At 27.3% G+C, this 19204-nt stretch carries 19 protein-coding genes; 5 read left to right on the forward strand and 14 right to left on the reverse strand.

Features of this window, described 5'->3' with window-relative positions:
* Nucleotides 1–38: 38 nt before the first annotated feature.
* From cdd to AAHF53_RS02765, 13 genes are all read right to left on the reverse strand, one after another.
* Nucleotides 39–425: a cytidine deaminase gene (gene cdd / locus AAHF53_RS02705; protein ID WP_342190162.1), complete on the reverse strand. Its 387-nt coding sequence runs from the start codon at nucleotides 423–425 to the stop codon at nucleotides 39–41.
* Between the two features lie 10 nt (nucleotides 426–435).
* Complete coding sequence (gene ybeY / locus AAHF53_RS02710; protein WP_342190163.1) at nucleotides 436–903, reverse strand: rRNA maturation RNase YbeY; 468 nt, start codon at nucleotides 901–903, stop codon at nucleotides 436–438.
* A 188-nt stretch (nucleotides 904–1091) separates the two neighbouring features.
* Nucleotides 1092–2147 (reverse strand): hypothetical protein, encoded by a 1056-nt coding sequence (locus tag AAHF53_RS02715; RefSeq protein ID WP_342190164.1) that lies wholly within the window; start codon nucleotides 2145–2147, stop codon nucleotides 1092–1094.
* A 23-nt stretch (nucleotides 2148–2170) separates the two neighbouring features.
* A complete protein-coding gene (locus AAHF53_RS02720; protein WP_342190165.1) occupies nucleotides 2171–3778 on the reverse strand; it encodes a formate--tetrahydrofolate ligase in 1608 nt (535 codons plus the stop codon).
* A 35-nt stretch (nucleotides 3779–3813) separates the two neighbouring features.
* Nucleotides 3814–4350, reverse strand: a complete 537-nt coding sequence (locus AAHF53_RS02725) for a hypothetical protein (RefSeq protein WP_338968704.1) — start codon at nucleotides 4348–4350, stop codon at nucleotides 3814–3816.
* A 414-nt stretch (nucleotides 4351–4764) separates the two neighbouring features.
* Nucleotides 4765–5991 carry an ankyrin repeat domain-containing protein gene (locus AAHF53_RS02730; RefSeq protein ID WP_342189391.1) on the reverse strand — a complete coding sequence of 409 codons (1227 nt, stop codon included), beginning with the start codon at nucleotides 5989–5991 and terminating at the stop codon, nucleotides 4765–4767.
* A 297-nt stretch (nucleotides 5992–6288) separates the two neighbouring features.
* Nucleotides 6289–8010, reverse strand: a complete 1722-nt coding sequence (locus AAHF53_RS02735) for an AbgT family transporter (protein WP_342189392.1) — start codon at nucleotides 8008–8010, stop codon at nucleotides 6289–6291.
* Nucleotides 8011–8027: 17 nt separating this feature from the next.
* Nucleotides 8028–9380 (reverse strand): Sapep family Mn(2+)-dependent dipeptidase, encoded by a 1353-nt coding sequence (locus AAHF53_RS02740; protein WP_342189393.1) that lies wholly within the window; start codon nucleotides 9378–9380, stop codon nucleotides 8028–8030.
* A 195-nt stretch (nucleotides 9381–9575) separates the two neighbouring features.
* Nucleotides 9576–10703, reverse strand: coding sequence for a molecular chaperone DnaJ (gene dnaJ / locus AAHF53_RS02745; protein WP_338968457.1), 1128 nt, complete (start codon nucleotides 10701–10703; stop codon nucleotides 9576–9578).
* A 182-nt stretch (nucleotides 10704–10885) separates the two neighbouring features.
* On the reverse strand, nucleotides 10886–12607 hold the full coding sequence (dnaK, locus tag AAHF53_RS02750; RefSeq protein WP_342189394.1) for a molecular chaperone DnaK: 1722 nt from the start codon (nucleotides 12605–12607) through the stop codon (nucleotides 10886–10888).
* Between the two features lies 1 nt (nucleotide 12608).
* Nucleotides 12609–13202 (reverse strand): nucleotide exchange factor GrpE, encoded by a 594-nt coding sequence (gene grpE / locus AAHF53_RS02755; protein ID WP_338968453.1) that lies wholly within the window; start codon nucleotides 13200–13202, stop codon nucleotides 12609–12611.
* Between the two features lie 21 nt (nucleotides 13203–13223).
* The gene (gene hrcA, locus AAHF53_RS02760) at nucleotides 13224–14246 is read right to left on the reverse strand and encodes a heat-inducible transcriptional repressor HrcA (protein ID WP_342189395.1); all 1023 of its coding nucleotides are present in this window, start codon (nucleotides 14244–14246) and stop codon (nucleotides 13224–13226) included.
* Nucleotides 14247–14327: 81 nt separating this feature from the next.
* Entirely contained in the window at nucleotides 14328–16466 is a 2139-nt protein-coding gene (locus AAHF53_RS02765; protein WP_342189396.1) for an ATP-dependent Clp protease ATP-binding subunit, read from the reverse strand.
* A 274-nt stretch (nucleotides 16467–16740) separates the two neighbouring features.
* On the opposite strand from AAHF53_RS02765, the gene AAHF53_RS02770 reads away from it, so the two are divergent.
* The 4 genes from AAHF53_RS02770 to AAHF53_RS02785 all read left to right on the forward strand — a co-directional run bounded on the left by AAHF53_RS02770 (nucleotide 16741) and on the right by AAHF53_RS02785 (nucleotide 18449).
* Entirely contained in the window at nucleotides 16741–16896 is a 156-nt protein-coding gene (locus AAHF53_RS02770; RefSeq protein ID WP_342189397.1) for a hypothetical protein, read from the forward strand.
* Entirely contained in the window at nucleotides 16889–17188 is a 300-nt protein-coding gene (locus AAHF53_RS02775; protein WP_338966992.1) for a hypothetical protein, read from the forward strand. Before AAHF53_RS02770 ends, AAHF53_RS02775 begins: the two co-directional genes overlap by 8 nt.
* 132 nt (nucleotides 17189–17320) lie before the next feature.
* On the forward strand, nucleotides 17321–18163 hold the full coding sequence (locus tag AAHF53_RS02780) for a rolling circle replication-associated protein (protein WP_342189398.1): 843 nt from the start codon (nucleotides 17321–17323) through the stop codon (nucleotides 18161–18163).
* A gap of 73 nt (nucleotides 18164–18236) precedes the next feature.
* On the forward strand, nucleotides 18237–18449 hold the full coding sequence (locus tag AAHF53_RS02785; RefSeq protein WP_215826178.1) for a hypothetical protein: 213 nt from the start codon (nucleotides 18237–18239) through the stop codon (nucleotides 18447–18449).
* Nucleotides 18450–18474: 25 nt separating this feature from the next.
* On the opposite strand, the gene AAHF53_RS02790 is transcribed toward AAHF53_RS02785, so the two are convergent.
* Nucleotides 18475–18603: a hypothetical protein gene (locus AAHF53_RS02790; RefSeq protein ID WP_342189399.1), complete on the reverse strand. Its 129-nt coding sequence runs from the start codon at nucleotides 18601–18603 to the stop codon at nucleotides 18475–18477.
* Nucleotides 18604–18937: 334 nt separating this feature from the next.
* Between AAHF53_RS02790 and rpsT the strand changes: the two genes are divergently transcribed.
* Nucleotides 18938–19204 carry a 30S ribosomal protein S20 gene (gene rpsT / locus AAHF53_RS02795; RefSeq protein WP_342189400.1) on the forward strand — a complete coding sequence of 89 codons (267 nt, stop codon included), beginning with the start codon at nucleotides 18938–18940 and terminating at the stop codon, nucleotides 19202–19204.

Genomic DNA, 19204 nt, shown 5'->3' on the forward strand with positions numbered 1-19204 from the left:
TAACTTATTTTAAACATATTTCTTTATTCTAATGTTATTTAGTTAATTGATTTAAAACGATTCGGCAATAATTGTTCATTTTTATATACACCAACTATTTCTGTTTCATTGTAAATATAAACTTGACAATTTGCCGTTAATAATTCACTCATTACTTGCCGACAACTACCACAAGGAGTTATTCCTATTTTTGTATAAAGATGAATGGCAATTAAATCTTTTTTTGTAAAACCTTGCGTATAGGCTTGCATCAAAGCTACTCTTTCAGCACAAATAGTTTCACCATAAGCGATATTTTCAACATTAACACCTTTAATTATTATATCATCCTTTATTTGTACTATTGCTGCTACTTGAAACTTTGAATATGGACTATAAGAATTATTACTTAACTCTTTTAATATTTTTAAATAATCTTTTTCCATAATTTCTCCTCTATTTATTTCTAGGAATTTTTAGTTTTGTTAATACTTCATCTTGTAAAGCAAACATGATATCTTCTTCTGATTTAGTTTGATGATCATATCCCAATAAATGTAATAAACCGTGTAAAAATAAAAACGATAACTCGCGCAATAAACTATGTTCATATTTATCGGCTTGTTCTTGTGCTAATTCAAAACAAATAAAAATATCACCTAAAATTCGCATATTAATCATCGCATAAAGCTTTTGATTATCTGCTTCAACGGGAAAAGATAGCACATCAGCAACATAATTTTTTTGCCGATAAGTTTGATTTAATTTCAAACTCATTTCTTTACTAATAATGTTTAACGATAATTCTAAAGCATCATCAATATTTAACATATCGGTTATGGTATTTAAAATTTTATGTCACGAGTCAGTATAAAATGTGACATCAAATTCAGTATTATTAATGATATCAAAATTATTTTTCATATCTTACCTCACTAATTAAATTATATCAAATTAATTCAGTTTTAAAATATTGTAATAACTTTTACTATTATAACAAATATTTTATTAATAAGCATTTGCTATTTCTTAAATTAACAAGAAATCATAGGAATAAACAAAAATACTAAGAATTTTAAAATTCTTAGTATTTTCTAAATTAATTAACTAAATTAACTTTTAATAATTTTTGGTAACTCTAACATAAAATATTGATTTAATATTTCTCATCCATAAGTTCGTAAATGCTTCGGAGTTAACATTCAATAGGCAAAAGCCTCACCAAATCACTCTTCAATTCAAGTAGATTCTAACGGATGGAAAATATGATAATTACTGGGAACTAAAATTCACGAAAATAACATTTGCGATAAATAATTATTAAAATTTATTTTTTTATTTAATCATTCTCAAAGGTGAAATGCTCCGCTTTGGTTATTATTTTTAAAATATGTATAATAAGAAACTAAGTGCCCATATTCATGAACAAAAACATTATGAGCAGCACTAGTAGGATTCACAATATAATCTTTAAATTCTTGACCATTATAAGTAATTATATTTCAATCACCTTGATATCACTTTCAAGCATCTTCTTTATTAACACCAGCACCAAAAAGTAATAAATTTATCATTTGATTATCATCGTCTTTATTAACAATACCATTCAAGCCATTCAATTTTTGAATATAAGTTCATTGAAGTTTTGTTAAACTATTTTTCAAGAATTTTTTACCATAAAGAAAATTTAATTGTCCAAAAAAAGATATAAATGCTTGTTTCATTTCACCTACAGTATTAATTTTAAAAAAAGGCATTCAATTAACTTCATCATTATCGTTTCAAATATTGTTTATTGCTTCTAAAGTATTAAACTCAAAATATGATCCAATTGTTTCCAATCCATCTTTTATTTTACTGGCCTTGTTAGATGCTTTGCGAGTCAAAATATTATCTCACTTGCTTAAAAATATTTTATCATTACTATCTAACTTAGTTTTATGATTTTCTTTTAAAATATCTATAAACCATCCAGAAATATCATCGTTAGGTTGCATAATTAAGTTAATAAAATCAACATTTCGGTCAAAAGAAACTTTTTCGCGTTGTAAGATTTCAAAATAATTATGAGAATAAATTTCATTAATTTTATTATTATTAATCGCTTGATAAAAACTATTTCCTAATGTAATAACGGATATTAAACATCCACTTACTATTTTTCGCATAGTTAGTATCCTTTGATTTAATATTAATTCATATTAATGATTTCATCATTAACAACATCAATATTATATGCTTGTGGACTCTTACTTAATCCTAGCATTGTAATAATATCTCCCGTACTAATAATAATAAAACCAGCACCACTATTTACTTTTAAATTACGAACAGTAATATCAAAATTTTTTGGAGCTCCTAAAATTTTAGGATTATCAGTTAAAGATACGGGGGTTTTAGCAAAACATATTGGTAATTGAGCATAAGAACTATTTTCTAATTGTTGTAATTTTTCTTCTGCTTGTGATGTATAAATAACATTATTTCCTTGATAAATCTTTTGAACAACAGTTAAAATTTTTTCTCGTAGCGAATTATTACTGTCATAAATCGGAAGATATTGTTGTTCTGGCTTATTTAATTGTTCAAGAACTACTTTTGCTAATGCTATTGAACCAGCGCCACCGTCTTTAACTGCAGTTGATATTGCTACTGGTATATTTTGACTTTCACATCATTGTAATAACATTGCAATTTCTTCATCACTATCATCTGGTCAACGATTAATACAAACAACCAACTTACGGTTAAAAGTTTTAACAATATTTATATGACGAGATAAATTAGCAATTCCTGTTTGCAATCTTTCTAATTCATTAGGGTTATTACTATCGGTGATACCATGAAGTTTTAAAGCCTTAATTGTTGATACAATAACAACAATATCTGGTATAATGTCTGTTTTTCTTGCTTTAATATTCATAAATTTTTCTAATCCTAAATCAGCACCAAACCCAGCTTCAGTAATAACAAAATCACTTAATTTTAATGCTAAATCAGTAGCAATAACAGAGTTACAACCGTGAGCAATATTAGCAAACGGACCACAATGAATTAATGCCGGAACACCTTCTAATGATTGAACAAGATTAGGGTTTAAAGCATCTTTTAAAATCGCTAAAAGTGAACCAACAATTTGTAAATCAGCAATCGTAATTTCTTTCCCCGTATTGCTATAAGCAACTACTGTTCTTTTTAATCGAACTTTTAAATCCTCAAAGTCTTTTGCTAAGGCCATAATTGCCATAATATCACTAGCAGTAGTAATTTGAAATTGTTCTTTTCTTTTAATAGTTTTTGAAATTGTAACTTCAACATTACGAAGTGAACGGTCATTAAGGTCTAAACATCGTTTTCAAATAATGTTATTAATATCAATATCAAGACTATTACCTTGAAAAATATAATTATCAATAATGGCACTAACTAAATTATTAGCCGTAGTGATAGCATGAAAATCACCCGTAAAATGTAAATTAATATTATCTTTAGGTTGAATAATACTTAATCCGCCGCCAATGGCACCCCCTTTAATCCCAAAAACTGGACCTAAACTAGGTTCTCGTAATGCTAGACAAACACTCTGATTTAATTGTTTAAGACCTTGTGCTAAACCAATACTCATTGTTGTTTTTCCTTCACCAGATGGTGTTGGATTAGTACTAGTAAATAGGATTAATTTTCCTTTACGGGGTTGATTAATATTTTGAAATTTAATTTTTGTCATTGCTGAACCATAAACAATTAAATCATCATCTTTAATTCCTAAATCATTAGCAACCAATTTAATATTTTTCATTATTAATCTCCTCTTTTCTCGAATTCAAATAAATTCTATTTAAATATTCATACTTTCATAAAATGTAAGCATAATATCGTAACTATTAATAATCATATACTAGAAAAAATAAAATAGATTGTTTTTCGTCTTTTTTGTTCTTTTTTAATTGGTCGAAATCCAAAATGTTGTCGACAAAAATTATTTTGATACGGATCATAGTATGTTCAAAGCAATAAAAATATTGGCGTAATAGATAAAAAAAATAATCATTTAATAGTAATAATTAAACCAATTAATATTTTTCGCCTATAACTAGCATTTTTATTTTTAAACACTTTATCGCGTTGATATATCACTGATTTTTTATTATTACTATGTGAGAAACTTCAACTATCTAAATATCTTGTTGCTTGAACACAATTTCTTGCTAATTTATTCAGCATATAAAAACACATTAAACATTCAGAATTTAAATTAATTAATTCTTCAGTATAAGTTTCTTGATTGTTAATACTACGAATACTTGCAACCTCTTTATTTATTATATCTATTTGTTGTTCAGTAATGGGCTTTATCGACTTAATAATCATTTCCTATGACCCTTCCAATTATTACCTATATCCTTTTTACTTATAGTATACAATAAATTACATAAAAAATAATGTAATATACCACAGACTTATGACAAGTACAAGCAGTTTTTAAAAAGGGGTCGCGTTTAGTTTTCTTAGGTATTTTTTAAAAAAGAAAAAATAGTCATTTACTATAAATTATTTCAATATGCAAATTAAGTATATATTTCTTATGTATGATTTTTGTTGTAAAAAATTATTTTAATGTTGTTTTTATAAGCATTTTACTTAGTTTTTATAACCTTTTATTAAGAATATGTTTGTTAATATTAAATATTTTGTTTTATTAATTATTTTTCAAGTAAAAAGGTAATAAATTTTTAGTTGCTTTTCTTTCAAAATTATTCAAATCTTTACCCACCTAACAAAACTTTATGCGCCCCAAGAAGCATTGCTTTTTAACAGCGCAATCATCTTCTTATTTTGATTTTGTTGAGCAATTTTTAACATTGCTTGATGCTCAGAATGTTCATTATTAATATTTGCACCAAAATCTATTAATAATTGAAAAATTTCTATATTATTCATATATACTGTCAAATATAAAGGAGAATAACCTTGATTATCTTTAATCTCAATATCAGCACCATTTTCTATTAATAACATCACTGTCTCAATATAACCTTTTCAAATTGCAAAATGAAGTGGGGTTTCACCAGCTCTATTTTGCAGATTAATGTTAACACCTTGTTCAATTAATAACTTTGTGATATCAATATTATTATTTTGCACTGCTAAATATAAAAAATTTCAACCACTTTTTGCTTCAAACTTAACATTAGCATTATTTTTAAATAATAATCATACCATTTCCTTATTTTTATCAGCAATAGCAATACATAATGCTGTCTCTTCATCATTGGTTTCAATTTCAATATCAGCACCAGCATTTATTAGTAATTCTACTATTTCTATATTATTTTCCATAACTGCTAAATGAATCCCTGTTTCACCATTAATATTTTGAGCGTTAATATTAATACCATTTTCAATTAATAATTGAATAATCGCAACATTATTAAATTCAATAGCAAAATGTAATGCTGTATATTGGTCTTTATACACAGCCTTAATATTAATACCATAATCAATTAATAATTGTAAAATTGCTAAAATTACATCAGATTTTTCATCGCGATAAACCCTCATTGCCATAATAAATATTGATTGATCAATATTTAAATTTATCGGTGTATTTTGTAAATATGTTTTAATAGCTGAAATATTTTGAATAGTAATTAATTGTTGTAAAAAATTAAAAATTTCCTTTTCCTTTTGTTGAGTATAATTAGTATTTAATGCCTTAATCCGATAATTAATCATATTAATAATACTATCTAGTTGTTCTTTGCTAATTGTTATTTTTTGAACTTCATTATTAATGTATTGGATTTCTTCAGCAAAGATTGGTGATGCACTATATTCTGAATTCCATTGTGTTAACAAAGCGACTGTTTTTTCATAATAGAAATATAATTTTTTTTGTAATTTAATACATTCCTCTTTTAAATCTTCTAATTCAATAACCGAATATTGCGAATAGTTTTTAAACTCATTTTTTATGATTAATACTTCTTCTTGTAATTGTTGTGGTAACATTTTTAAATATCCTTTCAAAATAAAATATTGCTATTAATTAAATATTAATTTAATTAAAAAATTCACTAAATCATTAGTGAATTTTTTAAATATATTTATAAATCGTTTAAACGATATTTTTTTATTGCAGAACACATTCCCAAACTGCTATAGCTTCTTAAATGTTTTTAAAAAGCTGACTATCTTTAATCTTGCTAAGAATATTATGAAATAATAAAATAAAAATAGCAAGATTAATTTATTTTTCTTTTAATATCTGTTTAATTACTAGCTTCATTTTTTTATTTTAATAACATATTACAATGATGACTGCACAGTATAAATTAAATTTCTTGGTAACATAATTGCTTTAACGATATTATCACTACTAACAACATCAATATAAATTGGACCATCAACACCAACAGGAAGTCCAGTAACACTTCAAAGGAGAAAAATAATTGTTCCCATTAATAAGAAAGACAGTGAATATGGAAACATAATTGACATCATTGAACCAATTTCAAATTTCTCTTTTTGCTTTGGTTGAATTCATTCTTTTGCTCAAATAATTATTAAAGGAAAGTATGGCATTAGTGGTGAAATCATATTTGTTGAAGCATCACCAACACGATAAGCAGCAATTGCAGCCGCTGGATGAATTTGTGACTTTAATAAAGCCATTACAAATATTGGCCCTAAAATCCCTCATTTAACAGACATTGAACCAATAAATAAATTAATAATTGTTACGATTAAAATAAAGACAAATAAAGTTAATGTTGTATTATTAAAGTTAATTGCCGAACCAATATAATATCCTAAAGCAATATCAATTCCTGATTGTGCAAAACCAGCAATAAACTGTGTCATAACTAAAAATAAAATTAAACTTGGAGCAGTTTTTTTAAATCCAATAACTAAAGCATTAACAATATCATCTTTAGTTTTAAATGTCTTGGCAGCAAAACCATAAGTTATTCCAATACCTAAAAATAAAAACCCAATAATTAATACTAAGTGTGTCGTTAATTGATAGTCTTTCGGTTCTAATTTTTTATTAGGAGTAATATTAGTAATATTATTAATAAAACCATTAAATGGTGCTTGGGGAATAAAAGTCATTAATAATATTCCAATAATATAAATAATCACAAATCCTAAAACAAATCACATTGCTTTTCGTTGTTGATCATCTAAATGAAAATTTTTATTAACTTGCAAATCATCTCTTTTGGCAATTGGATAATGAGCAATAATTCTTTTATCAACAACTTTTTCAGTAATAAATCAACCAATTAATGTAAACACAAATAAAAGTAATAATGTAAAATAATAAGTTGATAATGGATTTACTTGATAAGCAGAACCTTTACCTAAAAAATCATTTGTTAATGAAGACATTATAAACTCAACGCTTCCCGGAATAAGTGATGTTGCAAATCCACCAGCAACACCAGCAAATACTGCCGCCATTCCTGTTAAAGGATGTCTACCAACACGATAATATAATGTGCCTGCCAAGGGAATTAAAATTAAATAACCAGCATCAGCGGCTAATGATGAAATACATCCTAGAAAAATGCAAGCCGGAGTTAAAATTACTTTTGGTAAACTAGAACCAACTTTTCTTAAAGAAACATCAATAAATCCTGATTTATCAGCCACACCAACAAATACTGTTGTTAACAATACAATTCCCGTTGTTGCTAAACCCATAAAATTACTAATAAAGTTTTTTAATCATCATACAATGCCATCACGACCAATAAGATTAAAAAACTTTAGTTGATATTTATCAACTACTTGCTGGGTATTACGATCATAAAATTTTTCTAAAACAACGCCATCAGGTAAAGCATAACTTAATATTAATGATACTAACATTAAAATAATAATCAAATAAATAAATAAATAAAATGATTTTGGTAATTTATTTCCTAATCATTCAATACCATTTAATGATTTATTAATTCCTTTATTAACACCATTACTAACTTTTTTTCAAGCCCTTTGCTGCCTATTAGTATTTTCTTCCATAAATAAAATCTCCGTTTCTATATACTATCCAAAGCAATAATTGCTTGAATATAAATTTTCATTGCTTTTTTTAAATCTGAAATTAAAACTTGTTCATTATATTGATGTTCCGTTGAAGTATTACTATCAAAAATAGCCCCTAAAGCAACACAATTTTCCATACTCCGAGCGTAAGTCCCACCACCAATTGCTAACGGTTGCGACATATCATTAGTTGCTTGCTGATAAACATTTAATAATTTTTTAACAATTAATGAGTTTTTATCAAAAAATAATTTTTCTTTTAAATCAACTTGCTCAATTACTAAATTATATGGTGCTAATGAAGCTTCTAATTTCTTTAAAATTACATTAACATCTGTATGAACGGGAATTCTAAAATCACAACCAATAAAATTAGTTTTTGAATTCATTTCAATAAAACCAACATTAAGAGTTAACTTGCCTGATTCATCTTCAATATTAGTAAAAATATTAATAGCATTGGGGTCTAATCTTAATTGTTGTGCAATTCACATAACTAATTTACTATCATTATTAATTGTTGCTAATGCCATTACTAATTGTAATCCCGCATTTATTCCCTCTTGTGGTTTTGAACCATGAGCAGCTTTTCCTAAAACAATAACTTTATTATCTTGTTTTTTATATAAAAACTTATTTTGTTCTAATACCGTAATTAGTGTTTCTAATTGTGAACCACGATATTCTGCTTGATCACAAGTAACATTATAGACTGCACCACCATTTACTGTAAAATCTTGTTGCGGATTTTTTTCAATAATTTTTAAATTTAAAATCGTTTTTTCAGCATAGACAAGCGGAAAATAACCATCCGGAGTATATGCAAATTTTGGTTTTTCTTCATTATTCATATAATGCTTAATTGAATCTCATGTTGTTTCTTCGGTAATCCCAAAAATTAACCGAATTCTTTTCTGAGGAATAAAACCTTCATCAACTAAATATTTTAAAGCAAATAAATTTATAATGGCGGGTCCTTTATCATCAATAACTCCCCGACCATAAAGAATATCATTTTTAATAGTTGGTTCAAAAGGAGGAAATTCTCATTTTGATAAATCACCTGGGGGAACAACATCAAGATGACATAAAATGCCAATTAATTCTTTACCTGCACCATACTCAATATATCCATAACGATTTTGTGTGCCTAATTTAGTTTTAAAACCAAGTTTTTTACCTAAATCAATAACATCCTCTAATACTTGATGAACATTTTTTCCATAAGGATATTGTTCATTAACTTCACCATTACTAAATGAAGGTACTTTAATTATTGCTTTAATTTCTTCCAAAGAAGTTTGAAACAAATCATTAAACCGCTGCTTATTAATATCTGATTCCATTTTTTCTTTATCCTTTCTTTTAAAAAAAATAATACTTTAATTTTAACATATTTGTCATATTTTCTAAAATCAGATAGTAAACTAGGTTTTATTTTCAAATTTTGAAAATAAAACCATATTGTAAATAAATAATCTCGGTGCGATTATTTTCAGCACAAATATAAAAAAATATCGTTAATCAACGATATTTTTTAACTATTTAAATTTTTTAATAAATTCATTGTTAGGATTAAAATCTAATTCATCACTTAACTGTTGTAAAATCTTTTCTTGCTGTTTTGAAAGATGCTTTGGAAAAGCAATTTCTATTTTAACAATAATATCACCGCGTTTTTTACTATTTAAAGGATGATAACTTCCCATTTTAGGAATCGTAAAAACAGCATTATTTTTAGTTTTAGGAGGAATTTTAAATTCTACTGTTTTCTCAAATGTTGGAACTTTAATGATTGTCCCTAACATTGCATCAATAAAAGATATTGGAATCGTAATTAATAAATCTAAATCATCACGCTGAAAAAAAGCATGCTTTTGAACTTCAATTTCAATATAAACATCTCCACGAGATTGTCCTTTAAGTCCATAATGACCCTTTTCTTGAACACGCACTTTTTGTCCAGAAAAAATTCCTTTGGGGACATCAAGACTAATGGTTTCTTGTTTAGTAATAAACTTTTTACCTTTACATTGTAAACATTTATTTTTAATAATTTCACCAATTCCGTGACAAGAATGACAAGGTCTTTCTTGTCTAATAATTCCTAACATTGTTCTTTGCTCAGTAACTTCAATCCCCCGACCATTACAATTTGAACATTTTACAACATCTCCTGATGTTTTAGCACCTGTTTGATGACATTCATCACAAGGAAAATTAACATTAACTTTAAACTGAATCGTTGTTCCCAAAATTGCATCTTTTAAACTAATAGTTTCGCGATAAAAGATATCTTCACCCTTATGTGCTTGTGAATGTCGTTGTCGCGTTCTTTGACCACCACCAAAAATATCGCCAAAGAAATCACCAAAAACACTACCAATATCACCAAACATATCTTCAAAATTACCAAAACCTTGACCACCACTAAACATATTTGGGTCAGCACTGCCATATTGATCATACATTTGTCGTTTTTGAGAATCAGACAATACTTCATACGCTTCATTAATTTCTTGAATTTTAGCTTCAGCATCACTTTGTTTATATACATCAGGATGATATTGCTTAGCTAACTTACGATAAGCGCGTTTAATATCATCATTGTTCGCATTACGCGATAAACCTAATATTTCATAAAAGTCTCGCTTGTTTTTAGTGCTCATTTTTTAACCCTACCTTGCTCATAAAATAATTCTTACTACACGCTGTAGTAAGAATCATTCCTAATTTACTTCTTCTCATCACTAGATTCAACACTAGAATCATTAGATTCAGCATCAATAACATCATCTTTTTTATCATTATTTTCTTGTTCATTAATTTCTGGAGCTTCAGAATTAGCTTGTTATTGCATAAACTGTGCTACTTGCATCATCATTTGTTCCAAGTCAGTCATTTTTTTCTCTAAACCAACATAATCTTCTTCTTTAATTAGTTTTTCAATTTCTGCTTTCATATCATTCATCGCTGTTTTTTGTTCTTCAGTCACTTTTTCTTTGCCTTCTTCAATTCCTCGTTCAATATCATGTAAATAAGTTTGGGCTTTATTTACTAACTCAACATTTTTACGACGAGCTTCATCAGCTTCTTTATTAGCTTCTGCTTCTTCAACCATTCTTTTAATATCTGTTTCACTTAAACCTTCATCAGATTTAATTGTAATTGATTGTTCTTTATTATTTTTCAAGTCTTTAGCTTTAACCGCAACAATACCATTAACATCAATTGAAAATGTTACTTCAATTTGTGGTACTCCTCTAGGTGCCTTATCAATTCCTGATAATTGAAAACGACCTAAAGTCTTATTATCACTAGCCATTGGTCTTTCACCTTGTAAAACATGAATATCCACAGCCGGTTGATTATCATCAGCAGTAGAAAATACTTGTGACTTTGATGTTGGAATTGTTGTATTTCTTGGAATTAAAGGTGTCATTACACCACCTAAAGTTTCAATTCCTAATGACAATGGAGTTACATCTAACAATAAAATATCTTTAACATCACCAGCAATAATTCCACCTTGAATAGCAGCTCCCAAAGCAACAACTTCATCAGGATTAATACTACGATTAGGTTCTTTCCCTAATATTTTTTTAACTGCTTCTTGAACAGCTGGAATTCTTGTTGAACCACCCACCAATAAAACTTGATCTAAATCACTAGCTTTTAATTTGGCATCATTTAATGCATTTTCAACAGGTTTTAAAGTTCGTTCAACTAATAATCTTGTCATTTTATCAAATGCTGCTCGTGTTAAGGTTTTTTGTAAATGTACTGGTCCTGATTCATTAGCTGAAATAAATGATAATGAAATTGTTGCTTGTAAACTACCAGATAATTCTTTTTTAGCTTGTTCTGAAGCTTCTTTTACTCGTTGCATTGCCAATTTATCTTTTGATAAATCAATACCAGTTTCTTTTTTAAAGTCAGCAACTAATCAGTCAGTAATTATTTGATCAAAATCATCACCACCTAATTTATTATCACCTGATGTTGCTAACACTTGAAAAACGCCATCAGCTAATTCCAAAATTGAAACATCAAAAGTTCCGCCTCCTAAATCATAAACTAATATTTTTTGCTCTTTATTCACTTTATCAATACCATATGCTAACGCCGCTGCTGTTGGTTCATTAATAATTCGTTCAACTTCAAAACCAGCAATTTTACCAGCATTTTCTGTTGCTTGTCTTTGCGCATTATTAAAATATGCTGGAACCGTAATTACTGCTTTAGTAATTTTTTCACCAAGTTTCTTTTCTGAAAAATCACGCACATAACTTAAAATTTTTGCTGAAATTTCTTCTGGTGTATAGTCTTTACCATTAATATTAATTTTTTCGTCAGTTCCCATTTTACTTTTAATTGAAAAAATAGTATTAATATTCGCTACTGCTTGGTGTTTTGCACTATTTCCAACAAGAATTTCTTCATTTTTAAATGCTACTACCGACGGTGCCGTTCTGGCTCCATCTGGAGTTTCAATTACTCTTGGTTCAGCACCATCCATAAATGCCACACAAGTATTTGTTGTTCCTAAATCTATTCCAATAATTTTTGCCATTTTATTTTTCCTCTTTCATTTCAATATTTTCTTGATTTTCTTCATTATTATTAATCATCTTTTCCTTTGCTACCTGTACGGTGGCAACTCGTAAAACCCGATTATATAAATGATATCCTTTTTGTAAAATTTTAGTAATTTCATTTGGTTGATATTTATCACTTTCAACTTGTTCAATTGCATAATGCAAATGACTATTAAACATATCACCAACTTTAACATCAATCTCAGTAACACCTTCATTAGTTAAAATTACTTTTAATTGATTAATCATCATTTCAAAACCTTGAAGAAAATTTTTAACATCAGCACCAACATTTTTTACATTTAATGCTCGTTCAAAATTATCCATAATTGGTAATAATTGCACAATCATTGCTTGCGAACGATACTTTCTAACTTCTTTGAGGTCATTATCGTATTGTTTTCTTGCATTATCTCAATCAGCTAAAGCACGAATTTTATCATTCTCAGTTGTTTCTAATAACATTTTTAAATTTGTAATTTCTAATTGTAATTTGGTAATATCATCCGTTGTTCCACTAACATCATTTAAATTTTGATTATCAAGTTCTTTTTGTTTATCATTATTCATAATATCTCTTATCCCTTTCTCTTAAAAACTCTCTTCAATTTTGCGTGATATTCAATCTAATAATTCTGACATCTTATCATAATCAATCCGCTTAGGGCCAATTACCGCTAACTGTCCAATTTGCTTATTACCAGTATGATAATCAGTACTAATAACAGCAATATCATCTGTTTGTTTTCCTAGTTCATTGCCAATAAGAATATGAATATTTTCTTGATTATATTCTTGCTGTTCTTTTTCTGTTTTTATAAACTGTTTTCAAGGCGAATAATCTTCAATAAATCGGACAATTTCTTTAATTTTATTAACATCATTAAATTCAGGATTATCTAACATATATTGAAGACCATGTGTTGAATGTTCACGCTTTTTAAAACTAACTAAAGTATTAATAAATGACTGTAAAATATATTCATGTTTCAAAACTTGTTTTTCCAATATTGGTTGTAAAGCTTGCATTTTTTCTTTAATCTCTTCTAATTTTGTACCAATTAAACGACTATTAAATAATTCAATCGCTAAAACTAAATCTTGCAAGGTGACATCTTTAATATTAAAAGTCTTATTAACAACATGTCCCTTTTCACTAATAAAAATTGCAACTGCATTTTCTTCACTAATAGGCACTAATTCAATTTTTTTCAAACAATCTTCTTGCGAATTAGAACCAATAACTACTGTAATCAAATTAGTCATCGCACTTAATATTTCAGCTGTTTGTTCAATAATATCTTCAATAGCTAATTGCCGATTAGCAAAAATATTTTCTAATTGTTGCTTAATATCATTATCACCATTACGAACATCCATTAAATTATCAACATAATAGCGATAACCAAGTGATGCTGGTATCCGACCACTAGAAACATGAGTTTTTTCTAATAATCCTGTCTCTTCTAAAAACGCACACTCACTACGAATTGTCGCTGAAGAATAAGGTAACTTATACTTTTCAATTAAGATTTTACTTGATACTGGTTGCGCACTTTGAATATATTCATCAATAATAAACTTCAATATTTCTTTTTGTCTTATCGTTAACATAATTTCATTCCTACTTTTAGCACTTAATCTTGTTTACTGCCAATAATAAAATTATATAACAATTACTAGAAAAATCAATCATTAATTTAACTTTTCCTTACTAGCAATGATAATTTTATCATTCTTAACAGTTAACGAATAAATGCGATTTTCTTTAATATGGTCTTCAATAATTGACTTAGCAAGTAAATTTTCAATATGCTTTTGAATATATCGCTTAATTGGTCGGGCACCAAATTGCTGATCATAACCCTCTTTAAGAATTTTTTCTTTAACCTTATTATCAAAAACTAATTTAATATCTTTAGTCATTTCTAAGCGATCATTCAATAATGCTAACTCTTTATCAATAATTTCTTTAATAATCTTTTCCGATAATGAATTAAAAATAACAATTTCATCAATCCGATTAACTAATTCTGGACGAAATGTTGTTTTTAATTTTTGCATTACCAATGCTTTACTGTCTTCTCTTGGTGATAATAAAAATTCCGAACCAAGATTGGAAGTCATAATAATAATTGTATTTTTAAAATCAATTATTTTACCATGCCGATCACTAACTATTCCTTCATCTAAAATTTGTAATAAGATATTAAAAATATCACTATGTGCCTTTTCAATCTCATCAAATAAAATAATACTATATGGATTTCTGCGAACTTTTTCTGTTAATTGTCCACCTTGCAAATAACCCACATAACCCGGAGGGGCCCCAAGTAAATTACTTACCGAATGTTTTTCCATATATTCTGACATATCTAGTCTAATAATATTTTTTTCTGAACCAAATAAATATTCTCCAAGGGCACGAGCTACTTCAGTTTTTCCAACTCCAGTAGGACCTAAAAAAATAAATGAACCAATTGGTCGATTTGGATCTTTAATCCCACTTCTTGCTCTAATAATTGCATCACTTACTAACTGTAAAACTTCATCTTGACCTTTAACTCTAATTCGTAAATGCTTAGTTAAATTAAGTAACTTATGTTTTTCACTTTCAACGAGGCGACTAACAGGAATCCCCGTTCATCTTTCAACAATATTAGCAACATCTTGTTCAGTAACATCTTCTTTTAATAATGCATTAATTTTTGTTTTATTAGTAATCTCATCCAATTTTTTTTCTAATTTTGGTAATAAACCATATTGAATTTCACCAGCACGGTTAAAGTTACCTTTTAATTGTGTTTGTTCCAATTCTGTTTTTAATTGTTCTACTTGTAATCTAGTATTTTTAATTTCATCTAATTGTGCTTTTTCTTCATTCCAAACTAATTCTAAAGAATTTTCCTTCACTTTCAATTTTTCTAATTCTGCAATTAATTCATCTAATCGTTGCTTTGACTTATGATCTTTTTCCTTTAATAAAGCCGCCTTTTCAATTTCCAATTGCATTACTTTTCGCTTCACATCATCAAGCGGAGCAGGAATTGAACCAATTTCTGTTTTAATGTTGGCACACGCTTCATCAATTAAATCAATTGCCTTATCAGGTAAAAATCGATCACTAATATATTTAGTAGCTAAATTAGCAGCTGCAACAATAGCATTATCATGAATTCGCACACCATGATATGATTCATAACGATCTTTTAAACCGCGTAAAATTGAAATTGTATCATCAACAGTTGGTTCTTTAATAAGAACTCTTTGAAATCTTCGTTCTAAAGCACCATCTTTTTCAATATATTCGCGATATTCATCCAATGTTGTTGCTCCCACACATCGCAGTTCACCACGAGCTAACATTGGTTTTAAAATATTTGAAGCATCAATTGCTCCCTGAGTTTTACCCATTCCCACAATTAAATGCAATTCATCAATAAACAAAATAATTTCTCCAGCTGAGGCTTTAACTTTGTTAATAACTGCCTTTAATCGCTCTTCAAATTCACCTTGAAATTTAGCACCGGCAATTATTGATGACATATCCAGTTCATAAATAATTTTATTTTTTAAATTACTAGGGACATCACCCTTAACAATTCTTTGTGCCAATCCTTCAATAATAGCTGTTTTCCCAACTCCGGGTTCACCAATAAGTACTGGATTATTTTTTTGTTTTCGCGATAAAATTTCAATAATTCGTCGGGTTTCATCATCACGACCAATTATTGGATCAGTTTTGCCTTCAATATGCATCTCATTTAAATTACGAGCAAATTTTTCTAAAATCTTAGGATCATTGCTGTAATTAGGTATTTCATTAATTTGCATATTTATCAAACCTCCCCATTTATTTTAGCAGTCTACATACTAGAATGCTGATAAAATAATTATAGTATATTATTTTGGCAGTGTCAATAGTAGATTGCTAATTTTTTGTAGAAACCATATACATATGACAAGATTTTGTTTTCTACAAACTTTTAGGGGGTGTTTTCTTTTGGCAGTAATATTTTGTATTGAATGCGACAGCGAAAGCTATGTCATTGGTAATAAAAATACAGTTGGAATCTGTAATTCTTGCGATGAAAAGGGTTTTTAAATTTTGAAAGGAAAGATAAATTATAAAATATGTCGCTGGTGTTTACATCTATTTAGTGATAAACGATATTTGCATGTTGCTTGTGAGAAAAAATTTATTAATCATATTAAAAAAATTTTAAAAAATAAAAGTAAAAGGAATTTAGATAATAATGTTTAAAGTTAAATTAGTTAGTATAAAAAGAAAAATATTTAAAAATAAAGATGGCTCTATGATGTCAGGTTATTCTGCCGAATTTTTGCGTTATGAAAATGACTTATTTGAGCCTACCGGCGAACAAAAGGCTTTATGAATTGATGATAACAATCTAGAACAACAAGAAATTTATAAACTGTTAAAAGAAAATGTTAAATCATTTTTTAGTTGCGAATTAACTTTTGAAAAAACCCCCAAAATAGTTAACTTGCAAAAAATTGAATTATCAAAAAATCAAAAAAACTTGTCCAGTTAATTGATAATCACTTCGGTCTGCGAAGCGGTGCGGAAGGCGTATGCCCCGCCCGCTAGCGGGTTAGTCGGCGAAGCCGACTATTACTTGATTAAATAACACAACTGGCGAAAATCTAAAACGGGAGCATAAAATATGAATTTACAACTTCAAAATCCGATTGATTTTTATATGAAAACTATTTATTACGGTCAATACATTCGTAATATTGTTATGCCTTTAGAACATATCAAAGCAAATAACCGCAATGTTGGCGGTTTAAAAAATAAGGGTAATTGCGATACAAAACTGCTTAATAGTAATATTCGTGCAAAATCTAATGTTATTCGGAAGGCATATCATAATTTTTGAGATTGTAAAAAACTTACATTTTTAACTCTTACTTATGCTGATGTTAATGAATTTGACATTAGAAAATGTAAGCGTGATTTAAATAAATTTTTAAAAAAATTAAAATATTGATTTAAAGTTAAAAATAAAAATATTAAGTATTTGTATACCTATGAATATCAGAAACGAGGCGTTATTCATTTTCATATTTTAATCACCGAAAAAATACCCCATAAAATTATTTTACAATTTTGACCTTATGGAATTAATAAAAATATTAGAGTTCGTGAAAATACTAATGAAATGGTTGTAAAATATTGCTCCAAATATATAACTAAAAATGTCCTGAACGAAAAATCATTAAATCAATATGATTTAAATATCAAGGCTTATCAATTCTCTTATAACTGTCAAAACCCCATTACTAGAAAACAAATATTTACCGATACTTTGAATAATGTTGTTAATAGAACCGTAAATTCTGAATTTGTAAAGTACTTAAAATCAACAGTTAATAATTTTAAAACTAAAATGTGCGGAGCAATCTATGAATTTAAAAATATTAATTATATAGACTTTGAAAGTGCAAATTATGCTTCATTAGAAAGTTTAAGATTTAGAAATCAACTAAGAAAAATGAAACATTAAGAGTTAAAAAATGAAAGAAAAATTGCAATTTAAAATAAGAATTAAAAATTAAAAAATTAAGGAGAAAAGAAAGATGAGTATATTTGGATTAGTATTTTTTACGATTTTAACATTATTACTAGCATACTATATTGCGGTTAATATTTATCGGTTTTTTAAAGATAAAAAGAAATATGGTAGCGAAGCAAAGCAGTTGCCAAAAGATTTTACTTATGCACAACGAATATTTATTGCAAAGTTTAAGCGAAATTTATTAGAACAAGATGAAAAAGAAATTAAAAAGTAGGTTTAGAAAATGTTTAAAAAAATAATTATTGAGTTAATTGAACTAATTTATCCAACTGCCGATTTACCACCCCAAGTTGTATTTTTGTTTTCAATTGGGCGCATAAAGTTTTGTTAGGTGGGTAAAGATTTGAATAATTTTGAAAGAAAAGCAACTAAAAATTTATTACCTTTTTACTTGAAAAATAATTAATAAAACAAAATATTTAATATTAACAAACATATTCTTAATAAAAGGTTATAAAAACTAAGTAAAATGCTTATAAAAACAACATTAAAATAATTTTTTACAACAAAAATCATACATAAGAAATATATACTTAATTTGCATATTGAAATAATTTATAGTAAATGACTATTTTTTCTTTTTTAAAAAATACCTAAGAAAACTAAACGCGACCCTTTTTAAGTAACTAGTTTACTAAAAAACAATTATTTGCTATAATTACTTTTGGTTTTATAATAATAAAATAAACTAAGGAGACAATGATGGCAAATATCAAATCACAAATTAAACGCGCAATAACAAATGAAAAAGCAAGACAAAGAAATGTTCATATCAAATCAACAACAAGAACAGCAATTAAAAAAGCTAAAATCGCAATTACCAGTAATGAAACTAATATGCAACAAACATTAAATCACGCTATTTCAATGCTTGACCGTGCAGAAAGTAAAAATATTTTTCACAAAAATAAAGTTGCCCGAATAAAATCTAAACTAACTATTAAAGCTAATAATATTGCTAATAATTAA

It is taken from the genome of Spiroplasma endosymbiont of Dilophus febrilis, assembly GCF_964030685.1.
GTDB lineage: Bacteria > Bacillota_I > Bacilli_A > Mycoplasmatales > Nriv7 > Nriv7.